14 protein-coding genes are annotated in these 21,671 nt (G+C 72.5%); 8 read left to right on the forward strand and 6 right to left on the reverse strand.

Annotated elements, in window-relative coordinates; genetic code table 11:
- Positions 1-53 precede the first annotated feature (53 nt).
- From AC6JA9_RS40445 to AC6JA9_RS40465, 5 genes are all read left to right on the forward strand, one after another.
- Positions 54-1,100: an ABC transporter substrate-binding protein gene (locus tag AC6JA9_RS40445; protein WP_497958743.1), complete on the forward strand. Its 1,047-nt coding sequence runs from the start codon at positions 54-56 to the stop codon at positions 1,098-1,100.
- Entirely contained in the window at positions 1,097-2,761 is a 1,665-nt protein-coding gene (locus tag AC6JA9_RS40450; protein ID WP_497958744.1) for an ABC transporter permease, read from the forward strand. Before AC6JA9_RS40445 ends, AC6JA9_RS40450 begins: the two co-directional genes overlap by 4 nt.
- Positions 2,761-3,798, forward strand: coding sequence for an ABC transporter ATP-binding protein (locus AC6JA9_RS40455; protein ID WP_497958745.1), 1,038 nt, complete (start codon positions 2,761-2,763; stop codon positions 3,796-3,798). Before AC6JA9_RS40450 ends, AC6JA9_RS40455 begins: the two co-directional genes overlap by 1 nt.
- Before the next feature lie 99 nt (positions 3,799-3,897).
- On the forward strand, positions 3,898-4,311 hold the full coding sequence (locus tag AC6JA9_RS40460) for a hypothetical protein (RefSeq protein WP_497958746.1): 414 nt from the start codon (positions 3,898-3,900) through the stop codon (positions 4,309-4,311).
- A gap of 46 nt (positions 4,312-4,357) precedes the next feature.
- On the forward strand, positions 4,358-4,777 hold the full coding sequence (locus AC6JA9_RS40465; RefSeq protein ID WP_141327056.1) for a VOC family protein: 420 nt from the start codon (positions 4,358-4,360) through the stop codon (positions 4,775-4,777).
- An 8-nt stretch (positions 4,778-4,785) separates the two neighbouring features.
- Here AC6JA9_RS40465 and AC6JA9_RS40470 read toward each other — a convergent pair whose 3' ends face one another.
- Positions 4,786-6,204 carry an MATE family efflux transporter gene (locus AC6JA9_RS40470; RefSeq protein WP_497958747.1) on the reverse strand — a complete coding sequence of 473 codons (1,419 nt, stop codon included), beginning with the start codon at positions 6,202-6,204 and terminating at the stop codon, positions 4,786-4,788.
- 277 nt (positions 6,205-6,481) lie between these two features.
- On the opposite strand from AC6JA9_RS40470, the gene AC6JA9_RS40475 reads away from it, so the two are divergent.
- Both AC6JA9_RS40475 and AC6JA9_RS40480 read left to right on the forward strand, forming a co-directional pair.
- Positions 6,482-7,555: a gamma carbonic anhydrase family protein gene (locus AC6JA9_RS40475; protein ID WP_223750382.1), complete on the forward strand. Its 1,074-nt coding sequence runs from the start codon at positions 6,482-6,484 to the stop codon at positions 7,553-7,555.
- A gap of 179 nt (positions 7,556-7,734) precedes the next feature.
- Positions 7,735-13,446 (forward strand): AAA family ATPase, encoded by a 5,712-nt coding sequence (locus AC6JA9_RS40480; RefSeq protein ID WP_497958748.1) that lies wholly within the window; start codon positions 7,735-7,737, stop codon positions 13,444-13,446.
- Here the strand turns inward: AC6JA9_RS40480 and AC6JA9_RS40485 are convergent.
- The 5 genes from AC6JA9_RS40485 to AC6JA9_RS40505 all read right to left on the reverse strand — a co-directional run bounded on the left by AC6JA9_RS40485 (position 13,413) and on the right by AC6JA9_RS40505 (position 18,574).
- Positions 13,413-13,814, reverse strand: a complete 402-nt coding sequence (locus AC6JA9_RS40485) for a hypothetical protein (protein WP_483579095.1) — start codon at positions 13,812-13,814, stop codon at positions 13,413-13,415. The two genes, AC6JA9_RS40480 and AC6JA9_RS40485, sit on opposite strands and share 34 nt — an antisense overlap.
- Positions 13,815-13,916: 102 nt before the next feature.
- Complete coding sequence (locus tag AC6JA9_RS40490) at positions 13,917-16,151, reverse strand: M4 family metallopeptidase (protein ID WP_408888754.1); 2,235 nt, start codon at positions 16,149-16,151, stop codon at positions 13,917-13,919.
- 274 nt (positions 16,152-16,425) lie between these two features.
- On the reverse strand, positions 16,426-16,824 hold the full coding sequence (locus tag AC6JA9_RS40495) for an STAS/SEC14 domain-containing protein (protein WP_223750386.1): 399 nt from the start codon (positions 16,822-16,824) through the stop codon (positions 16,426-16,428).
- A gap of 102 nt (positions 16,825-16,926) precedes the next feature.
- Complete coding sequence (locus AC6JA9_RS40500) at positions 16,927-17,433, reverse strand: CinA family protein (RefSeq protein WP_223750387.1); 507 nt, start codon at positions 17,431-17,433, stop codon at positions 16,927-16,929.
- Between the two features lie 31 nt (positions 17,434-17,464).
- Positions 17,465-18,574: a GRAS family protein gene (locus AC6JA9_RS40505; protein ID WP_223750388.1), complete on the reverse strand. Its 1,110-nt coding sequence runs from the start codon at positions 18,572-18,574 to the stop codon at positions 17,465-17,467.
- Positions 18,575-18,910: 336 nt separating this feature from the next.
- Here AC6JA9_RS40505 and AC6JA9_RS40510 point away from each other — a divergent pair, with 336 nt between their 5' ends.
- Positions 18,911-21,670, forward strand: coding sequence for a TonB-dependent receptor domain-containing protein (locus AC6JA9_RS40510; RefSeq protein ID WP_497958749.1), 2,760 nt, complete (start codon positions 18,911-18,913; stop codon positions 21,668-21,670).
- Position 21,671 lies beyond the last annotated feature (1 nt).

Raw genomic sequence — 21,671 nt, forward strand, 5'->3', positions numbered from 1 at the left:
CGTGACATCGCCCCCCAGGACTTTCCGCAGGCGTGTCGCATAATCCCGCCCCCATGTCCCTTCCCCTCCTCGCCCGGGCCTTGGGCCTCGCCGTCGCGCTGGCGGTGCTCGCCGCGTGCCGCATCGAGTCCGCGGCGCCTGCGTCCGGCGCCGCCAACAAGCACGAGGGCGCGCCATCGGGCGAGGTCTGGGTCTACACGTCCATGTATCAGCACGTGCTGGACGCGATGGAGCCGCTCCTGAAGGAGAAGCTCCCCGGCGTCACGGTGCGCTGGTACCAGGCCGGCAGCGAGAAGGTGGCCAGCCGCCTGGAGGCCGAGCGCGCCGCGGGCGCCGTGCGCGCGGACCTCCTCTCCGCGTCGGACCCGTTCCTCGTCGAGCGGCTCGCGCGCGAGGGGGCCCTCCTGCCGTATGCGTCCGTGCACGTGCTGCGGGCCCCGCGCGCGTTGGTGGACCTGGATGCCCGCTACGCCTCCATCCGCGTGTCCACCATGGTGCTGGTGCATCGCGAGGGCTCGCCGCCCCCGCCCGCCTCGTTCGCGGCGCTGGTGGATGGGAGCTGGAAGGGACGCGTGGCCATCGGCGACCCGCTCACGTCGGGGACCGCCTTCACGTGGGCCGTGTTCTGTCATTCCAGGTACGGCGAGGCGTACTTCACCGGCCTGCGCGAGCACGGCGCGCTCGTGGCCGGCGGCAACGCGGCGGTGCTCCAGAAGGTCGAGAGCGGCGAGGCCGACGCGGGCGTGCTGCTGCTCGAGAACGCGCTGGCCGCCCGGGCGCGCGGCAGCAGGCTGCACATCGTCTGGCCCACCGACGGCGCGGTCACCATCCCCGGCCCCGTGGCCATCCTCGCCGGGACGCCGAACCCCGTGGCCGCCCGCGCCGTAGTGGACGTGATGCTGTCTCCCGAGGGCCAGCGCCTCATCGTCGAGAAGGGAGACATGCACGCGGTGGACCCCCGGCTGCCGGGCCCTCGCGAGGAGCCGGGCGTGGACGCGCTGCTGCGACGCACGCAGCCGTGGACGCCGCCCCTGCTGGAGCAGGGGCTCACGCGGGGCAGCGCCATCAAGGAAGCCTTCAGCCGGGCCTTCGCGCGATGAGGGTGCCCACGCGGTGGCTGGGGCTCGGTGCGTGGCTTACGCCGCTGCTCGTCTTCGCGGTGGGGCCGGTGGTGGCGCTGCTGGCGCGCGGGCTCGGCGCGCAGACGGGTGACGCGGGGATGAGCGGCCTGGGCGCGGAGGCGGGGGCGCTGCTCAACACGCTGGCCATCTCCGGCGGCGCGGCGCTGCTGGCGCTCTGCCTGGGCACGCCGCTGTCGCTCTTGCTGTTCCGCACGGACCTGCCGCTGCGCGGCGGCTTCACCGTGCTCTTCACCCTGCCCTCCGCCATCCCCGCCTTCATCTGGGGCATGGGGTGGTTGTCATTGGCGAGCCCTCGCGCGGGCTATCTCAATCGCATGCTGGGCGCGGGCACGCTCGACATCCACGGCCCGGTGGGCATCGCCTTCGTCGAGGGTGTGTCCGGCCTCCCTCTCGTGCTGCTCGCGGGCGCCGCGGCGCTGAGGCGCGTGGACCCGGCGCTGGAGGAGGCCGCGCGCGTGTGCGGCGCCTCCCCCCTGCGCGCGCTGCTCACGACGACGGTGCCGCTGGTGATGCCGTCGCTGCTCTCCGGCGCGGTGATGGTGTTCCTGATGGCCGCGTCGTCGTTCGGCGTGCCGTACCTCCTGGGCGTGTCCGCGACGCCGCCCACGCGGGTGCTCACCACGCGCATCTACGAGCTGGTCCTGCTGGGCGACGAGGGCCTGGGACGCGCCAGCACGCTCGCGCTCGTGCTGCTGCTGCTCACGCCGCTGTCGCTCTTCGCCACGTGGGCGCTGGGGCGCTCGGGGCGCGTGCGGTTGAGCGCGGGGAAGGGGCTGTCTCCACGGCCCTTGTCACTGGGCCGCGCGCGGAGACTGGCCACCGGTGGCGTGGCGGCGGCCTGCGTGCTGCTGGTGCTGCTGCCCCTGGGCGCCATCCTGCTCACCTCGCTGCAGCGGGGCTTCGGGGCCCGGCTGGCGTGGGAGGAGTTGACGCTGTCGCACTGGTCCGGCGTGCTGTTCGAGCCGCGCACGCTGCGCGCCACGGGCTTGAGCCTGCTGCTCGCGACGGGCGCGGGCGCGCTGGTGTGCGGCCTGGGGCTGTCGGCGGCGCTGCTCCAGCGGGCGTGGCGTCGCCTGGGCGCGGGCATGGAGGCGCTCGCCGTCTGGCCCTACGCGGTGCCGGGCACGGTGCTGGCGCTGGCGCTGCTCGTCGCGTTCTCGCGCGACTGGCGCTTCATCCTCGTGGACCGCGTGGCCTTCGTGCTGGCGCTGGCGCACACGCCGTGGCTGCTGCTCGTCGCCTACGCGGCGAAGTACCTGGCGCTGGGCACCCGCAGCGCCTCGGAGGCGCTCGCGCAGCTGGACCCGTCGCTGACGGAGGCGGCGCGCGTGTCGGGCGCGGGCCCGCTGCGCGCGTTCCTGGACGTGCCGCTGCCGCTGCTGCGGCCCGCGCTGACGGTGGCCTTCATCCTGACCTTCCTGGCGTGCGCGACGGAGATAACGATGTCCGTGCTGCTGGTGCCCGCGGGCTCGGAGGTGCTGGGCAAGCTGCTGTTCGACCTGCAGAGCTACGCGGCCCCGGCCTCCGCGGCGGTGCTCGCGTGCGCCTTCGTGGCGCTGGTGGTGGCGGGACAAGCGGTGCTCGCGCTGGTGTCGCGGCGCGCGACGGAGACGCGGTGATGGCGGCGATTGCGTTGCGGTCCGTGTTCAAGGCCTACGGCGCCACGCCCGTGGTGCGCGGGCTGAGCCTGGACGTCCACGAGGGCGAGCTGGTGTCGCTGCTGGGCCCCTCCGGCTGCGGGAAGACGACGACGCTGCGCATGCTCGCGGGCCTGGAGCATCCGGACTCGGGCGTCATCCGCATCGGCGACGAGACGGTGGCGGGCCCCGGCGTGCGCGTGCCGCCCGAGCAGCGCGGGCTGGGCATGGTGTTCCAGGGCTACGCCGTCTGGCCCCACCGCTGCGTCGAGGAGAACGTGGCCTATCCGCTGGTGCTGCGCCGCGTGCCGAAGGCGGAGCTGGCCACCCGCGTGCGCGAGGCCCTGCGACAGGTCCGTCTGGAGCACCTGGCCACGCGCAGGCCCCACGAGCTGTCGGGAGGACAGCTGCAGCGCGTGGCGCTCGCGCGCGCCCTGGTGGCGAGCCCCCGGGTGCTGCTGCTCGACGAGCCCCTCTCCAACCTGGACGCGGCGCTGCGCGAGGAGCTGCGCGCTGAGCTCGCCACCCTGCGCGCGAAGCTGGGCACCACGCTCGTCTTCGTCACCCATGACCAGGGCGAGGCGCTCGCGCTGTCGGACCGCATCGCGGTGATGAACCAGGGCGTGCTCGAGCAGGTGGACTCGCCCCAGACGCTCTACCGCGAGCCCGCCACCCCGTTCGTCGCGGGCTTCGTCGGCGGCGCCAACGTGCTCACGGGCGAGGTGCGCGCGGGCCACTTCCACACCACCCCTGGAGGCACAGGGTTCGCGCTGCCACCCGGGACTCCCGCCACCCCGCCGGGCCCCACCACCCTGGTGGTCCGCCCCGAGGACGTGGAGCTCGGCGAGCACGGCACGCCCCTGCCCCTGTCCGCGCGCCTGTTCCTGGGCCACGCCGCCGAGTACCGCTTCCCCGTCGGCAGCACCCTCCTGCGCGCGGTGGCCCCTCCACTCGAGGTGCGCGCGGGCCAGACACTCCACGTCCGCCTGCGCAAGGTCCGCCTCTTCGCCCCACGGTGAGGCGTGGGCTCGGGGGCACCTGGATGTTTTCGGACTCATTGCCCGGGACGAACCGCTCCGGGGAGACTCCCAGCGTCACCCCCGACTCCCGGAGTCCTCGTGTTTCGCCCCATCGCCCTGCTCGCGCTCCTCGTGTCGTGCCTCGGACTCACCGCCTGCTTCGAGGACGACGTCTGTACCGGAATCTCCACCTGTGGCGGCTGCGCCAGTGAGTACGTCGCCAACGCCTGCAAGTGGTGTCCGTCCGACAGCACCTGCTCCGCGTATGGCGAGGGCAGCTCCTGCTCCTACTCGGAGTTGAAGGACGACGCGGACGAGTGCGGCGGTACGTCGAGCGCGTGCAACAGCCCGTACTCGGGCCCCTCGGCCGACCCGCAGTCCTCCTCCTTCTGCCAGGCCGCGTACCACTACGGCTGCCAGGGCCAGACGTCGCGGCGCGACGACAACTGCCGCGTGTACGCCCAGTTCGAGGCGGACAACCCGGGCATGCCGTCCTGCCCCTACTGCCCCTGAGCGATTGGGCGCGCGAGGAGGCTCGGGCCGGGTTAAAGCCGCACGCATGAGCGACTCGAACCCGAGCATCCTCTCCCACGTCTCCCTCGGCACGAACGACTTCGCGAAGGCCGTGGCCTTCTACGACGCCGTCCTCGGCACCCTCGGCTGCAAGCGGGTGCTCGACTTCCCCAACGCCGTGGCCTACGGCAAGCAGTTCCCCGAGTTCTGGGTGCAGGCCCCCATCGACGGGCAGCGCGCCAACGTCGGCAATGGCACCCACTTCGGCTTCATCGCCGCATCGAAGGAGGCCGTGCACGCCTTCCACCAGGCCGCGCTCGCGGCGGGCGCCACCGACGACGGCGCCCCCGGGCCCCGTCCGCAGTACGGCGCGCCCTACTACGGCTGCTTCGTGAAGGACCTGGACGGCCACAAGATTGAGGCGTCCTTCTGGGACGAGTCCGCGGGCGGCGCGCACGGCGTCTGACGTGGCGCCTACACCTGGCGCAGCTTCCAGCGCCCTCTGCGGAAGAGGAGGGCCGCGAGCACCGCCAGCACGGAGAAGGCCACGGTGAGCGAGAGGAACACCCCCGAGGGCCCCATCTTCAGGGGCCCCGACAGCACCCACGCCAGGGGCAGCTCCAGAATCCAGAAGCAGAACACGTTGATGAGCGTGGGCGTGGTGGTGTCCCCCGCGCCGTTGAACGACTGCGTCAGCACCATGCCGAAGGCGTAGAAGAGGAAGCCTCCGCTGATGATGCGCAGCGCGTGCGAGCCGTGGTCCACCACCACCGGGTCCGGGGAGAAGGCGCCCACCAGCGGCTGGGCGAAGGCGACGAACAACACCCCCAACGAGCCCAGGAACACGGCGTTGATGCGCCCCGCCGTCCACACGGCCTGCTCGCCGCGCTCCGGCTGACGCGCGCCCAGGCTCTGGCCCACCATCGTCGCCGCCGCGTTGGCCAGGCCCCACGAGGGGAGCAGCGCGAAGAGCACGATGCGCATCGCGATGGTGTAGCCCGCCACCGCCTGGCTGCCGAAGGTGGAGACGATGCGCGCCAGCACCACCCAGCTCGTGGTGTTCACCAGCGACTGCGCCGTGCCCGCGCCCGACAGCCGCAGCATGGAGAGCATGGTGCCCACTTCCAGCCGCACGTGCTCCCAGCGCACGCGCAGCCGCCCGCTCCCCCGGGCCAGCCGGTAGATTTGGTACACCACGCCGCAGCCCCGGCCGAACGTGGTGGCCACCGCCGCGCCCATGACGCCCAGCTCCGGGAAGGGGCCCACGCCGAAGATGAGCATCGGCGCCAGGACGATGTTGATGGCGTTGGCCAGCCACAGCACCCGCATGGCGATGGCCGCGTCCCCCGCGCCCCGGAAGATGGCGTTGATGAGGAACAGCAGGAGCACCGTGCCCATGCCGCCGAGCATCACCTGCGTGTAGCGCACGCCGTGCTCCAGCACCCACGGCTCGCCGCCCATCAGCTCCAGCAGGGAGCGCGAGAACACCACGCCGCCCACCGCCAGGGGGATGGCCAGGAACACGCCCAGGCCAATCGCCTGCACCGCCGTGCGCGCGGCCTGCTCCGGGTTCTTCTCACCGATGCGCCGCGACACCAGCGCGGTGGCGCCGATGCTCAGCCCCGCGGCCGCCGCGTAGATGATGGTGAGCAACGACTCCGTCAGCCCCACCGTGGCGACCGCATCCGCGCCCAGCCGCCCGACGAAGAAGACGTCCACCACCGCGAAGATGGACTCCATCACCATCTCCAGCACCATGGGGACCGCGAGCAGGAAGATGGCGCGCTTCACGGGCAGCCCCGTGAGGTCCTTCTCCGTGCCGTGCATGGCCTCCTTCAGCGACGCCCAGAACCCCTCTTGCGGCACGGACTCCCGCCCCTCCACCTGCGACATGTGTGCTGCCTCCTGGACCGCCCCGCCGAGCCTCGGGCCCTTCTGTCAGGAAGGGGCGACGGCGTCCAGGACGCCGCGGCGCGCGGCCGGCTGACCCGCACGGCGCCTCGCGGCGGGGCGGGTGCGCACGCTCGGCCTTGTCCTCCGCGCCCGGGCGGGCGTGGATGGCCGTCACCCACCCCAGACCCGGGGCCGGGTTACGCGCTGTTCGCCGTTGCACCTCCGACACCACTCCAGCGCCTCCGGGCGGTCCTTCATCGCCGAGGCGAGGTGTAGCTTGCGCCCACTCATGATGCCGAGCTTCTCTCGTTCGCTGTTCCCGTCAGTCCCCAGTCCGGGCACCGCGCACTTCCGTCTGGCCAGCAGTGCGCGCGTGCTGGGGCGCGTGCACCTGGGACCCGGAGTCCACCTCGCGCAGGGCGCGGTGGTCTGCTCTCCGGAGGGCGCGGTTCAACTGGGCGCGGGCTCCACGCTGCGGGAGAACACCACCGTCGTCGGCACCGCGCGTCATCCCGTGGTGGTGGGCGAGAAGACGACGCTGGGCCCGCGCAGCCTGGTGCTCGGCGCGTCGGTGGGCCACCTGTGCGACGTGGGCCCGGGGGCCATCCTCCAACCGGACGCCCGGCTGGGCGACCGCTGCCTGGTGGCGGATGGGGCGCTGGTGCCTTCCGGCATGTGGGTGCCCTCGGATTCCGTCGTCGTCGGCCGGCCCGCGCGCGTCGTGCGGCGCGTGGACACCGGCGACCTGGAGCGGCTGCGCGCCTCGCGCGGCGGCTCACTCACCCTTCCCCAACAACCCCTCACCCCTTTCTTCGCCAGAGACCGCGCCGAGGATGCACCCATGGGACAGCTCTACTCCCTCCGAGACAAGCACCCGCTCGTCCACCCCACCGCCACCCTGTTCTCCTCCGCCGAGGTGACGGGCGACGTGCTCATCGGCCCCGGCGCCATCATCGGCCCCGGCGTGCGCATCATCGGCGAGTCCCACGCGCCGCTGCGCATCGGCGCGGGCGTGCGCATCCACGCCAACGCCGTGGTGCAGCTGCAACCGGGGGGCACGCTGGTGGTGGAGGATGGGGCCATCATCGGACCGGGCTGCCTGGTGCACGGCTGCTTCGTGGGCGCGGGCACCGTGGTGGAGGCGGGCGCCATCCTCTGCGACCGCAGCCGGCTGGGGCGAGGCTGCCTGGTCGGCGCGGGCAGCATGGTGCGCCCCGGCTCGCTCTTCCCGGACGCGGCCCAGGTGGATGGCTTCCCCGCGGTGCAGACGGGCTTCTTGTCCGCGCTGCCCGCGACGCCGCCCTGGGCGCTCAAGCCGGAGGACCTGCCGGAGCTGCGCCGCGTCAGCTGAAGCCGCTCGTCGCCCGGGCATGCCGCGAGGCCCCGCCCCGCTGCCCGCTGTCGACTGCGCTCCCGCGTGCCGAGGGGCGCCTTCGTCCAAATCCTGAGGGAACGGGCCCGCCCGCGCGTGGAAACGTCCGCGCGCCTGGGGGACGGACGGAGGACCTCGCCTCGCGGCGGGGACGAACGATGTGGCAGGCGCCGGGCACCGAAGGCCTTCAGGAAATCCATCGGGGACGCCGGTACGTCGTGTTCCGCACCTGGGCACGCGATGGCCGGCCCCTCATCATCAAGCAGGTCCGCCAGGGGCCGCTCGCCGCCGGCAGCGCGCCCATGCTGCGCCACGAGCACGCGCTGCTCACCGGGCTGCGCGACACCGTGCCCGACCTCGCGCGGGTCGTGTCGCTGGAGGACGCGCCCTCGCACCCGCCCGCGCTGGTGCTGGAGGACGCGGGGCCGCACAACCTGCAGGAGTGGCTGCGCCGCAAGCCCGTGGACCTGGAGCGCTTCATGGCGCTGGCGCTCCAGCTCACCGGCATCCTCACCCGCCTGCACGAGCAGCACGTCATCCACCGCGACCTCAACCCCACCAACCTGGTGATGAGCGCCGACGGCACGCACCTGACGCTCATCGACCTGGACCTGGCCACGCGCGTCTCGGGCATCGCCCCCAGCGGGGAGCTGCCCGGCGAGCTGCAGTGGGCCCTGCCGTACGTCGCCCCGGAGCAGACGGGACGGATGAACCGGCCCATCGACCACCGCGCGGACCTGTACTCACTGGGCGCCACCTTCTACGAGCTGCTCACGGGGCTGCCGCCGTTCACCTCCCCGGACCCGGTGGAGCTGGTGCACGCGCACCTGGCCCGCGCGCCCGTGCCGCCCGCCTTCGTCAACCCCGCCGTGCCGCGCATCGTCTCGGACATCGTCCTCAAGCTGCTCGCGAAGATGCCGGAGGAGCGCTACCAGGGCGCCGACTCGCTCCTGTCGGACCTGCTCGAGGCCAGCCGGCGTCAGAACGACGGGGACTTCACGCTGGGGCGGCTGGACCTGGCCCACCAGCTGTCGCTCCCGGAGCGCCTGTACGGCCGCGAGCCCGAGCAGCAGGCGCTGCGCGCGGCCCGCGAGCGCGTGCGCCGGGGCGGAAGCGAGCTGGTGCTGCTGTCGGGCGCGGCGGGCATCGGCAAGTCCGCGCTGGTGCACGAGCTGGCGCGCGACGCGCTCCCTGGAGACCGGCTGCTCACCGGCAAGTTCAACCAGCTGCAGGGCACCGTGCCCTATGCCGCCTTCGTGCAGGCGTTCCAGGGGCTGATGCGCGAGCTGCTGGAGGAGTCGCCCCCGTCGCGCGACTTCTGGCGCGAGCGCCTGTTGGGTGCGCTGGGGCCGCACGCGCGCGTCATCACCGACGTGGTGCCCGCGCTGGAGGTGCTGCTCGGACCGCAGCCGGTGCCGCCCGCGCTGGGACCGGTGGAGGCCGCCGCGCGCTTCCACCTGCTCTTCCAGTCCTTCGTGCAGTCGCTGGCCACGCCCCGGCACGCGCTCATCCTGTTCCTGGATGACCTGCAGTGGGCGGACCCCGGCTCGCTCCACCTGCTGGAGAGCCTGTGCACGGACCCGGGCTCGCGACACGTCCTCTTCATCGGCGCGTGGCGACCGCAGGAGGTGGGCCCCGGACACCCGCTGTCGCGCCTGCTCGACGTGCTCGCGGAGCAGGACACGCTGCCGGTCCAGGACCTGGAGCTGGCGCCGCTGGAGGTCGGCGCCGTCACCGCGCTGTGCGCGGACACCTTCCAGCTGGAGCCCGCGCGGGTGGCGCCCCTGGCCCGGCTGCTCGCGGGCAAGACTGCGGGCAACCCGCTCTTCCTCACGCGGCTGTTGCGCCTGCTGCACGCATCCGGGCTCCTGCGCTTCGACTGGGAGCGCGGCACGTGGACCTGGGAGCTGGAGCGGCTGTCCCGGGTGGAGGTGACGGAGAACGTGGTGGAGCTGCTGCTCGCCGCCATCCGCCGCCTGCCCGAGCGCACCCAGTACGTGCTGGAGGTGGCCGCGTGCCTGGGGGACCAGGTGGAGCTGGGGCTCCTGTCGTCGCTCGTCGACGAGGACGAGCAGGACGCGGCCTCCGCGCTGTGGAGCCTCCTGCGAGAAGGGCTGCTCGTCCCCGAGAGCGAGCCCGCGCGCGCGCCGGCGACGACGGACGGCGCTCGGCGCGAGGCCACCTACCGCTTCGCGCACGACCGCGTCCGACAGGCGGCGTACTCGCTGCTCACCGAGGACCAGCGTCAGGCGCTGCACCTGGCCGTGGGACGCAAGCTGTGGCACGGCGCGAGGGGCGAGGCGCTGGAGGAGCGCCTGTTCGCGGTGGTGGACCACCTGTACCGGGGCCTCGGCCAGCTGAGCGACGGAGAGGAGCGCGAGCAGCTGGCGGAGCTGTTCTTCCGCGCGGGCTTCAAGGCCAAGGGGGCCTCCGCCTTCGGCGCGGCGCTGGTGTACTTCACCCGCGGCCTGTCGCTGCTGCCCTCGGACGGGGGACTTCGGCGACAGGCCCGGCTCTTCCAGGTGCACCGGGAGGCCGCAGAGTGCGCGTACCTCTCCGGCAACGGGAGGCTGGCGGAGGAGCTGCTGCACACCGCGCACACGCACGCCGCGTCCGCGACGCAGAAGGCGGACCTGTACGTGCTCCAGGTGCTCGCGAACCTCATGACGGGCAGCTACCCGGAGGCGCTCGCCGCGGGCCGCGAGGGGCTGCGCCTGTTCGGCGTGGAGCTGCCCGAGCACGGCTACACGGAGGCGCTCGCCGAGGGACAGGCGCGCGTGCGCCGGCACCTGGACGGGCGCCGGGTGGAGGCGCTGCTGGACGCGCCGATGATGACGGACAGCGCGCACCTGGCCTGCGTGCAGCTGCTGTCGGAGCTCGTCACGCCCGCCTTCTTCGTGGACCCGGACCTGTTCGCCTGGCTCAACACGCTGGCGCTGGCGCTCACGCTGGAGCATGGCAGCTCGCGCTGGGCCCCGGCCGTGTACGCCGTGCAGGGCATGCTGCTGGCGAGCCGGGGCGAGGTGGAGGAGGCCCAGGCCTACGGACACCTGGGCGTGGCGCTCGCGCGCAAGCTGGGCGACGCCAGGCAGGAGTGCCGGGCGCTCATCAGCCTCACGCTCAACGTCAACCACTGGCGCGCGCCCCTGCGCACCAGCCTGTCCCTGCTGCGCCGGGCGGTGACGACGGGGCTGGCCAGCGGTGACCTGCAGTTCACCAGCTACGCGCTCACCACCGTCGTCTCCACGGAGCTGGCGATGGGCACCGAGCTGGTGCGCATCCTCGGCTCCATCGACACCGCGCTCTCCTACTCCCGGCGCGCCAACGTGCAGGGCATGGTGGACGTGTCCCTGCTCTACCGTCAGGCCATCCGCGCGCTCCAGGGCCGCACGCGCACGCCGGCGCGGCTGGACGACGACGACTTCGACGAGAGCGCCTACCTCGCGTCGGACCGGGTGGAGCAGACCAACCTCTACCTGCTCGCGATGATGAAGCTGTTCGTCGCCTACGTGATGGGCGACCTCGACGAGGCGCTGCGCATGTCGCGCGAGGCCCTGCCCTACGTGCACTACACGCAGGGCTTCTTCCGCAACGTGGACTTCAACGTGCTCACCTCGCTGACGCTCCTGGCGCGCGCGTCGCGGACACCGCTGGAGAAGGAGGCCCTGCTGTCCCACGTGGAGGCCAACCAGCGCAGGCTGGAGGCGTGGGCCCGGACGTGCCCGGAGAACTTCCGCCACAAGCACCAGCTGGTGGCGGCGGAGGTGGCGCGGCTGGAGGACCGGGCGCTGGAGGCGATGCGGCTGTACGACAGCGCCATCGACGGCGCGCACACCGAGGGCTTCCTCCAGGACGAGGCCCTGGCCCACGAGCTGGCGGGGCGGTTCCACCAGCAGCAGGGCCACCGGCGCCTGGTGCCGCTGTACCTGCGCGCGGCGCTGGACTGCTACGTGCGCTGGGGCGCGCAGGCGAAGGTGGCGCAGCTGGAGGAGGAGTTCCCGGAGCTGGCGACGCGGCTGGACCGGCCCTGGACGGAGCCCGGCGCCATCACGACGGGCCCCACGCCGCCGGGGGCCTCGCTGGACCTGCTCACCCTGCTCAAGGCCTCCGAGACGCTGGTGAGCGAGGTGGTGCTGGACCGGCTGCTCGAGAAGCTGATGGCGGTGTGCTTCGAGGCGGCGGGGGCCACGCGCGGGGCGCTGGTGCTGGACGAGGGCGGCAGCCTCCAGGTGTGCGCCGTGGGCGCCAGCTCCGAGCCGGTCAGCCTGGAGCGCACCCCGCTGGAGTCGAGCCCCCAGGTGCCGGTGACGTTGGTGGAGCACGCCTTCCACACCGGTGAGACGCTGGTGCTGGCCGACGCCGCGCACCAGGGCCGCTTCGTGGGGGACGCCTACGTGGTCCGCCGCGCGGTGAAGTCCGCGCTCGTCGTGCCCATCCAGCGCCACGGCAACACGGTGGGCGTGCTCTACCTGGAGAACGACCTGGCCACGCGCGCCTTCACCCCGGAGCGCGTGGGCGTGCTGCGCACGCTGTCGTCGCAGATCGCCATCTCGCTGGAGAACAGCCGCCTGTTCGAGCAGCTCCACGTGGAGGTGCAGGAGCGCCGCCGCGCGGAGCGGGCCGTGCGCTTCCTGGCGGACACGGGACTGGCCCTGGCCGAGTCGCTGGACGTGGAGGTGATGCTGGGCAACGCCATGCGGCGCGTAGTGCCCTTCCTGGCGGACTGGTGCATCGTCACCGTCGTCGAGCGCGGCGAGCACCTGAGGGTGCTGTCGGCGACGCACGTGGACGCGCGCAAGGAGGCGCGGCTGAAGCAGATGCTGGAGCGGTACCCGGTGGACTGGACGTCCCCGCCCGCCCTCGTCCACGCGCTGCGCACCGGCCAGCCCTTCCTGCGCGAGGACGTCCCCGACTTCATCCTGCGCGAGCATGGCCATGGCCAGGAGTACATCGACACCCTGCGCGACATCGGCTCACGCGCCGCCATGCACGTGCCGCTCATCGCCGGAGGCAAGACGCTGGGCGTCGCCACCTTCGTCTCCGGCGCGCCCGGAAGGCGCTACACGGAGGCGGACCTGGGGCTCGCCCAGGAGCTGTCGCGCCGCGTGGCTGTCTGCCTGGACAACGCCCGCCTCTACCGCGAGGCCCAGGACGCCGTGCGCCTGCGCGACGAGTTCCTCAGCGTGGCCTCCCACGAGCTCAACACGCCGCTCACCTCGCTGCGCCTCATGGTGCAGACGCTCCTGCGCCACACGCCGCCCGGGCTGCCGCCCCACGCCGTGCGCGCGCTGCGCACGCTGGACGGCCAGACGCTGAAGCTGGCCACGCTGGTGGAGGAGATGCTCGACATCTCACGGCTCCAGGCCGGGCGCATGGACCTGCGCCTGTCGCGCGTGGACCTGGCGGACCTCATCCGCCACGCGGCCAGCAGGCTCGCCGAGCCGCTGGAGCGCGCCGGCTGCGCGCTGGAGCTGCACATCGACGGTCCGCTGTGGGGGAACTGGGACGGCGCGCGGCTGGGGCAGGTGCTGGTGCACCTGCTGTCCAACGCGCTCAAGTTCGGCCCGGGCAAGCCCATCACCCTGCGCGCGTGGGAGGACGACGGGCGGGTGCGCGTGAGCGTGACGGACCGGGGCATCGGCATCGCGGAGGACCGGCTCGCCGACATCTTCGAGCGCTTCGAGCGCGCCGTCTCCGTGCGCGCCTACGGCGGCCTGGGCCTGGGGCTGCACCTGGTGCGCGAAATCCTCACCGCGCTCGGGGGCTCCATCCACGTGGAGAGCACCCCCGGCGAGGGCAGCACCTTCACCGTCGAGCTGCCGACCGACCCCGAGGCTCAGAAGTCCTCGTACTCCATCGAGATGACATAGGGCTTCGTGGCGCTGACCCGGCCCGCGGCGTCCGTGTGCAGCTCACAGCCCAGCATCTGGCTCACCGGCGCGTCGAAGCGGAGGATGCGCAGCCGCTTCGCGACGGAGCCCTCCAGCCGGACGGGGTAGCCCAGCGAGCGCGAGCGCTCCAGCGCGTCCTCGGGCAGCTCGCCCGCCTTCACCTCGCCGCAGAACCCCGCGATGCGCGCCTGCACCTGCCGCTCCCTGCGCGGCGTCAGGACGCGCGCGCTCAGCCAGGAGAAGAACAGCACCAGTCCCGGCACGAGCACGAACACCAGCAGCGACACGCCGCAGCCGTACCGGCCCAACGAGGTGCCACCCGGCTTCGCCGCGCTGTCACGTGCCATCCGCATGCTCCCTTGCGTGCCCCGGGAAAAAGCGACACCCGGGAGGCCCATGATGGCCCCCCGGGTGTCGCCGTCCAACCCCGAACCTCGAAGCTCCTGGAGCTAGTAGGAGCCCTTCAGCGTCACGCCCGTGAAGGCCGAGTAGGCGCGCACCATCACGTAGTACTTGCCCGCCGTGGTGTTCGTCAGCTGGCAGGTCTCCGCGTTGCCACCCAGGTACGGGCGGCAGTCGTAGGTGCCGGAGCCCGTGCCGGGGGCCGAGCCGAAGCGGACGTACAGGTCCGCGTCACCCGTGCCGCCGCTGGTGGCGAACGTCACGCGGGTGTTGGCCGGCACGTCCATCGTGTAGTTCACGCTGGCGCTGGTGGCGGCGGACAGGCCCGTCACCGGCACGTTGTTCTGCAGCACGTTGCCCACGGTGGCGCTCGCCGTGCCCGTCAGCGTCACGTTGGAGTAGGCCGAGTACGCGTAGAGCAGGACGTGGTAGGTGCCCGCCGTCGGATTGTTGAGGGTGCACGTCTCCGTGCTGCTGCTGCCCGCGGAGCTGCACACGTAGCTGGACGTGGTCGGCTGGGTGCCGCGCCCCACGTACAGGTCCAGGTCACCCGAGCTGCCCGTGGTGGTGAACACCACCTTGGTGGTCCCCGCGGGGACGACCAGCGAGTAGTACTTCTCGTTGCCCAGCGTGCCGGAGATGCCCGTCACGGGCGTGCCGTTGGTCAGCGGGATGGAGACCGGCGGCGTCCACACGCCGTTGACCCCCACCGCCTCCCAGGCCGCCTTCACCGCGTCCTGGATGGCCTGACTGTAGTTGAGGTCCGCCGCGGCCTGGATGGTCCACGTCTTCGCCTGGAGGAACGTGGTGCCCTCCGTGAAGATGTCCGTGTTGGCCTTGTACCAGATGCGCGCGGCCGTCTCGACGCCGATGGCCGGCACGTTGATGGTGGTGCGGCCGCGCGGGTGCGTGCCGCCCTTGGCGAGCAGCGCGAAGGCCAGGTTGGGGATGCCCGAGCTGTAGTGCACGTCGGTGCTGGACGTGTAGCTGTCGAGGTGGTCCAGCGAGACGCCGTCCTTCCTCGGGTCATCCATGTAGCGCAGGGCGTCGTTCTGCGTGTTCGGCGTCCACACCTGCTCGCCAATCATCCAGATGGCGGGCGCGGTGCTCCAGGTGCCGGACGCCCAGCTCTGGCAGATGGCGGCGAAGGTGTCCGACAGCGCCTCGTTCAGACCGCCGGACTGGCCGGAGTAGATGAGGTTGGACTCGCGCTCCGTCACCGCGTGCGTCAGCTCGTGCACCGTGACGTCCGGGTCCTTGCCCAGCTCGATGGAGTTCACGCCGTCGCCGTCGCCGTACACCATCTGGCTGCCGTTCCAGAAGGCGTTCACGTAGTTGCTGCTGTAGTGGACGGTGCTGCGCAGCTCCGCGCCCGCGTTGTCGAACGAGTCGCGGCCGAACAGCGTCTGGTAGCAGTCGTACGTGTAGCCCAGCTGCGTGTGGTTCTGGTCCACGTGCGCGTCGTTGGTGACCGCGCCCAGCTCGCCGCGGCGCAGGGTGCCCGGCAGCGTGGTGCCGTTGTTGGCCGTGTACACCGCGCGGTTGCGGGCGGTGTGGATGAGCGGGTGGCGCGCCACGACGCCCGCCTTGCCGAGCGCGTCGACGTAGACGTTGTCCACCAGGGGGATGCCGGAGGGCTGGGTGCCCGTCACGCGCACGTGCCAGGCGAGGAACAGCGTGCCCGCGTCGTCACGCACGTAGACCAGCCGGGGCTGGCCCTCGGAGGCGATGCCGGTGCCGGCGGTGGCACGGGCCGCCGCGCTCGCCGCCGCGGCGGCGTCCACGCGGGGCGTGGCGGGCAGGTCCACGCCGTCACGGGCGGAGCTGTTGGCCGCGTACACGTTGCCGTCGGGGCGCACGTGCAGCATCAGCTCACCGCCCACCACCTCCAGGCCGTTCTTCGTCTGGCGATAGCGCAGGTGCTGGTTGCCCTGGTTGTCCGTGCGCGCGCGCTGCAGGAACAGGTCGTCGGCGCGCAGGCGGAACACCGGGGCGATGTCCGTCAGCGCCGGGGCCGCCGCGAACGCCGCCTGGCCCACGCCCAGCGCCGACAGCGTGCGCTCCACCTTGCCCAGCTCACCCACCAGCGTGTCGGGCACGCCGTCCGTGTGCGCCCCCGCCACGCCCGCGCTCGGCAGCTTCTTGAGCGACTGCTGGATGTCCGACCCCGCCTTCACCTCGGGCGCCTTCGCCTCGTCCGGCGCGGACTCCGTGGTGCCACACGCGGTGAGCGCAACACCCAAGCAGGCCACGCCAATCGTCTTCAGGACTCGATGAGCCAAACGCAAGACCTCCGGTAAAAGGCCATTTATTCGTGACACACCTGGAATCACGATTTCAAACGTAAAAGCCATTATTCATGTTTCGATATATTTCCAACCCAGACACGTCAATTTGCTTTACGTGTGAATCCTCGCGCGACGAGAAATGGCCAGCACAAGGGTAGGACAACGGCTCGAAAGAGCGTGTCTGGCGGTAGAAGTCGAGCCCGCCTGAAAACACGTCTGTCAGCGTCAGGGATTCAACGGGGTTTGAGAGGCATTGACTTCGCGCGGCTCACGGGCGCGGCTGGGGCGGCTCGGTCGCATCCCCCTGGATGAGCCAGAGGCGCGCGGCAGACTCCTCCCAGAAGCGGCGCAGGATGCGGTCCGTGCGGCTGTTCTGGGCCACGCGGTTGAGCTGGAGGGCGACGATTTCGCTCTCCACCAGCTCCGCCACGCGCACCACGCCCGAGCGCAGGCCGTACTCCTGCACACGGCGAATCATGTTGGCGGCCTCGGGCGAGGCGGGGCGGAAGGCGCGCAGGTCCGCCAGGATTTTGATGTCCTGGCCGGCGAGCGAGTCGGTGGCCCGCTCCAGCTCCGTCACGAAGGCCTCCATCTCCGGCACCCGGATGTAGCCCTCCAGGACGAAGCCCACGATGGCGTGCGCATTGTCGACGTCGATTCGGAACACCCGGGCTCCTTCGCCACCAGCACGCGCGTCGCGCGCCCCCACAGCGTAGGAGCCCGCTGGTGGCGAGCCCAGACACCCGGGAGTGCGGGGTGGATGTCCGGTTCAGGATTCGACGCTCAGCCGCTCGATCAACAGCGCGAAGGCGCGGCGGGCCACGGCGTCGCGCACCTGGGCCCGGCCCCCGGCGAAGACGTGGCGCTCCACCGCCGCCGCTCCGCCCCGCCGCATCACCGCGATGAAGGCCAGGCCCACGGGCTTGTGCGGCGTGCCCCCTCCGGGGCCCGCGATGCCTGTCTCCGCGAGGGCCCAGTCCGCGCGCGAGCGCTCCAGCGCCCCGCGCGCCAGGGCCTCCGCCGCCTCGGCGCTCACCGAGCCATGCGCCTGGAGCAGCTCGAGCGGGACGCCGAGCTGTTCGACCTTGGACTCGTGGGAGTACGGCACGAAGCCGCGCTCCACCACCGCCGAGGCCCCGGGCACCTGCGTCAGCCGCCCGCACAAGAGCCCGCCGGTGCACGCCTCCACCAGCACCAGCCGCACGCCCGCGCTCCGGCAGCGCTCCAGCACGCGCTCCTCCAGCGACTGCTCCTGTCCGTCGTTTCGCGGCGTCACCGCGCCATCCTCGCGCGGAGGGCCGCGGGCCTCAACTCCGGGCAGGCGCGGGTTTCACGGCCAGCACCGCCACCAGCACCTCGTCCCTCCAGCGCAGGCCCACCACGCCCGGCTCGCGCTCCAGCGTCAGCGCCGGGTGCACGCCGTCGGGGCCCAGGTGCTCGAGCAGCTCCAGGGGCTCGAAGCCCGCGCGCGACAGCCGCGCCATCCACATGCGCGCCGTCTCGTGGCGCTCGCAGCGGGCCGACTCGTCCACGGTGCCCACCACGTCCTCCACCTCGCGCCCGAAGAAGCGCTTGATGGCGGCGCGCTCCTCGCCCGGCACGCCCAGGGAGTCCAGCAACTGGAAGACGTGCGTGAAGTGCCGCCACGCGTGGCCGAAGCGCTCCAGGGGCGCGGCCTGGAAGTGGTCCGTGTTCGGCTCGCACATCACCAGCGCCACGGGCTCCAGCGCGCGCAGCTGCCGCAGCACCGCGTCCCGGGCCGGGCCCTGGCTGTCCGGCGCCTCCGCCACGTGGTGCAGGGCGAACGCCGCGTTCACCACCCGGGGTCCCGGCAATGCGCGCAGCCGGGCCCACGTCGCCTCGCTCAGCGCCTCCACCGGGGACTCCACGCCGATGAAGCACACGCTCGCGCCCACCTCACGGGCCACGCGCGCGGTCGTGGCTTCCGCCTGCGCGAGGCTCGCCCCGCTCGGGTCCACGCCCACCAGCGTCAGCCGCCCTGGCAGGGCGCCGCGTCGTGACAGGGATTGCAACAGCCGCACGGCCTGCCGTCCCTGGCCGATGCCCACGTCCACCAGCGTGGCCTCCTCCTGGCCCCCCAGCAGCGACTCCAGCACCGCGTTCGCCAGCGCGTCGGCCGTGGACGCCAGCGGCATGTGGGCCATCAGCGAGCGGAACAAATCAATCTGCCGCTCGCTCGCGTCGGGGTGCAGATAGGGATTGCGGCTCCCCGCACCCGCGCCCGCCAGGCGATGCCTCACGGCGGTGGCGAAGAGCTGGTAGCCCAGGTCCTCGGGCACCGCGTCCACGTCCAGCATCGACTCCAGCGCCCCCAGCGACGCCGTGGCCTCGTCGACGCGTCCCGACAGGCCCTGCTCCATCGCCTGGAAGAGCAGCTGCTCCTTCTGCGCGCGCATCGCCCCGACTCCTTCCCCACGAGAAGCCCCGCGTGGACTCAACGGTAATGGTGCCCTCCCGGGCCCTCCACCCGCGCCCCACGCCCGCGCCCTTCCTCCGTGAGTTGCCACACACGCGGACGCACGAACGTGCGCCCCGGCCGTCCTCGGGACGACGACGGACTCGTACCCGGCGACCAGGACTCGCCGTGAGGGACCCACCGCACGCGGGATGCATGACTTCCCGCGTAATCGAACAAACCATTCGACGCGCCGGAGGGACGGGGCGAGGCTGCGCCCACCTGAGGACTCGCCGGAGTGACAGTTCCGCGGTCATCGGGTGTTGAAGGGGGCCTCATGCGTTCCAGACGCGGTGTCTTCCTCCCGCTGCTCGTCCTCACCACGCTGTCCGTCCTCGCGCACGCCCAGGGTGTCCCCTCGCCCGCGTCGGACGCGCGCGCCATCGAGGTCCAGCTCCAGGCCAGCGACGGCGGCACCGTGCTCTCCGCCGACGACGCGGAGCGCTTGGGTGTCACCGAGGATGGCCGCGAGGCCCGACTCCAGCCGCCCACGCTCGTCACGCCCTCCCCGGCCGCGTGGCCCGAGGGGCTGGAGGGCACGCCGGGCGAGGTGACGCTGGAGCTCCTGGTGGACGTGGAGGGCGCGGTGGCCGAGGTGAAGGTCGTGGCCGCGCCCCAGGAGCCCCGGCTCACCGAGGCCGCGCGCCAGGCCGCGGCGGGGCTGCGCTTCACGCCCGCGGTGCTCGCCGGCGCGCCGGTGGCGGTGCGGCTGCCCTTCGTCTATCGCTTCGAGCCGCCCGCACCCGTGCCCCGCTCCACCGCGAGCCTCTCCGGAGAGGTGCGGGCCCGGGGCACGCGCCGTCCCCTCGCGGACGCCACGCTCTTCGTCGACGGCGCCACCGAGCCCTCGGGCGCGGTGGACGCGGACGGGCGCTTCACGCTGGCGCTGCCGCCCGGCGTCCACCGCGTGGAGGTGCGCGCGCCGGGACATCAACCGGGCACGTTCGAGGAGACGCTGTCGGAGGGGCAGGCGCTCCAGGTCATCTACCGGCTGCAGCCCGGCCGCGTGAATCCGTACGAGACGGTGGTGCGCGACGAGCGCCCGCGCACGGAGGTGACGCGAATCACGCTGCACGAGCAGGAGCTTCGCGAGGTGCCCGGCACGTTGGGAGACCCGTTCCGCGTGGTGATGTTGATGCCCGGCGTGGGCAGCCTCGCCTCGGGCATCAGCTACCCGGTGGTGCGCGGCAGCCAGCCCGCGGCCACGGGCTTCTTCCTCGACGGCGTGCGCATCCCCATGCTGTACCACCTGATGCTCGGGCCGGCGGTGCTCCACCCGGACTTCATCGACACCGTGGACTTCTTCCCGGGCACGCCGCCGGTGCAGTACGGCCGGCTGCTGGGCGGCGCGGTGGATGGACGGCTGAGCCGTCCGCGCGAGGACCGGCTGCACGTCACCGCCTCGGTGGACCCCATCAACGCCGGCGGCTTCATCGAGTACCCGTTCGAGAGCACCGGCACCTCCGTCAGCGTCGCGGGGCGCCTCAGCTATTCGGCGCTGTTGATGACGCTGGGCTCCAAGCTGCTCAGCTCGGCGGAGACGGAGAAGCTCCACGCCGACTTCTGGGACTACCAGGCGCGCGTCGAGCAGAAGGTGGGCCAGGGGCGGCTGCGGCTGTTCGCGCTGGGCAGCTCGGACGACGTGGGCTCCTCGCCCTCGCTCGACTGGGTGGGCATGACGGGCGGCCGCATCGTCTCGCGCTTCCACCGCGTGGATTTGCGCGGCACGCACCCGCTCGCGGGCGGCGACGCGGAGGTGGGCTTCACCTTCGGCACGGATGCGCTGGGGTTCACCGGCCAGGAGTCCTTCCGCACGGCGAGCGGCGCCATCGACTACCAGGACGTCGGTGAGTACGCGCTCGAACAGCTCACCTTCGCGGCGCGCGCGGGCTGGAAGCGGAGCTTGAGCGACACGCTGGAGGTCGCCGTCGGGGGCGACCTCGAGCACCGGCGCGCGGCCACGGACATCCGGGGCACCGGCATTCCTCCTGGCAGCCGGCCCGGCGAGACGACGGACCCGCTCAAGAGCCCGTCCTCGCTGGCGCTGTTCTCCGGCGCGTATCTCTCCGCGACGTGGCTGCCCGCGCCCGGGTGGCTGGTGCAGCCCGGCGTGCGCGTGGACAACTACCACCTGTCCCCCGGCATCAACCACACGGTGGCGGAGCCGAGGCTCACGGTGCGGCGCCAGCTCACGGACGCGCTGGTGCTCAAGGGCGGCGCGGGCGTCTTCCATCAGACGCCCACGGTGCTGGTGCACCTGCCCGCGGTGGACACGTCCAGCCTGCGCCACGGGCTCCAGGAGGGCCTGCAGTTCGACGTGGGCGCCGAGTGGAAGGCGGTGGAGGGCCTGGAGCTGAGCGGCGACGTCTTCTACAACCCGCTCACCCGCACGGTGGAGCTGGACCTGCGGCAGGTGGTGGAGAACCGCCGTCGCCGGGGGCTCGACACGCCGGACCCGGCCGCGAGCGGGTATGCGTACGGCATCGACCTGATGGCGCGGCACCCGCTGGGGCGGGACTGGTTCGGCTGGGTCTCCTACAGCTTCCTGCAGAGCAAGCGGCGCGTGCGCTTCGACCGGTACGGGGATGATGACCGCGTGGTGGAGACGGTGGAGGGCACGCTGCCCTTCGCGTTCGAGCAGGCACACGTGCTCAACGCGGCGCTCAGCTACAAGCTCGGCAACAACTGGACGGTGGGCACGGTGGTGCACTTCAACACCGGCCGCCCCGAGTCCGGGGAAATCACCACGCTGACGCAGCGCCTGGTGACGAGCGCGGACGGCACCCAGGATTGGGTGCGGCAGGACCGCGACAAGGCCGAGCGCCTGGACGCGTTCTTCCGCGTGGACCTGCGCGTGGCGAAGTCCTGGGCGATGGAGGACTTCACGCTCGACGCGTACCTGGACATCCTCAACGTGTCCGCGCGGCAGGAGGTGTTCGCGTACGACTACGGCTTCGACGAGGCCCAGCGCCCCGAGCGCAAGCCCACGCGTTTTCCCATCATCCTGCCGCTGCTCGGCGCGAAGGGGACGTACTGAC

The sequence above is a fragment of the Myxococcus sp. MH1 genome, from assembly GCF_059738865.1.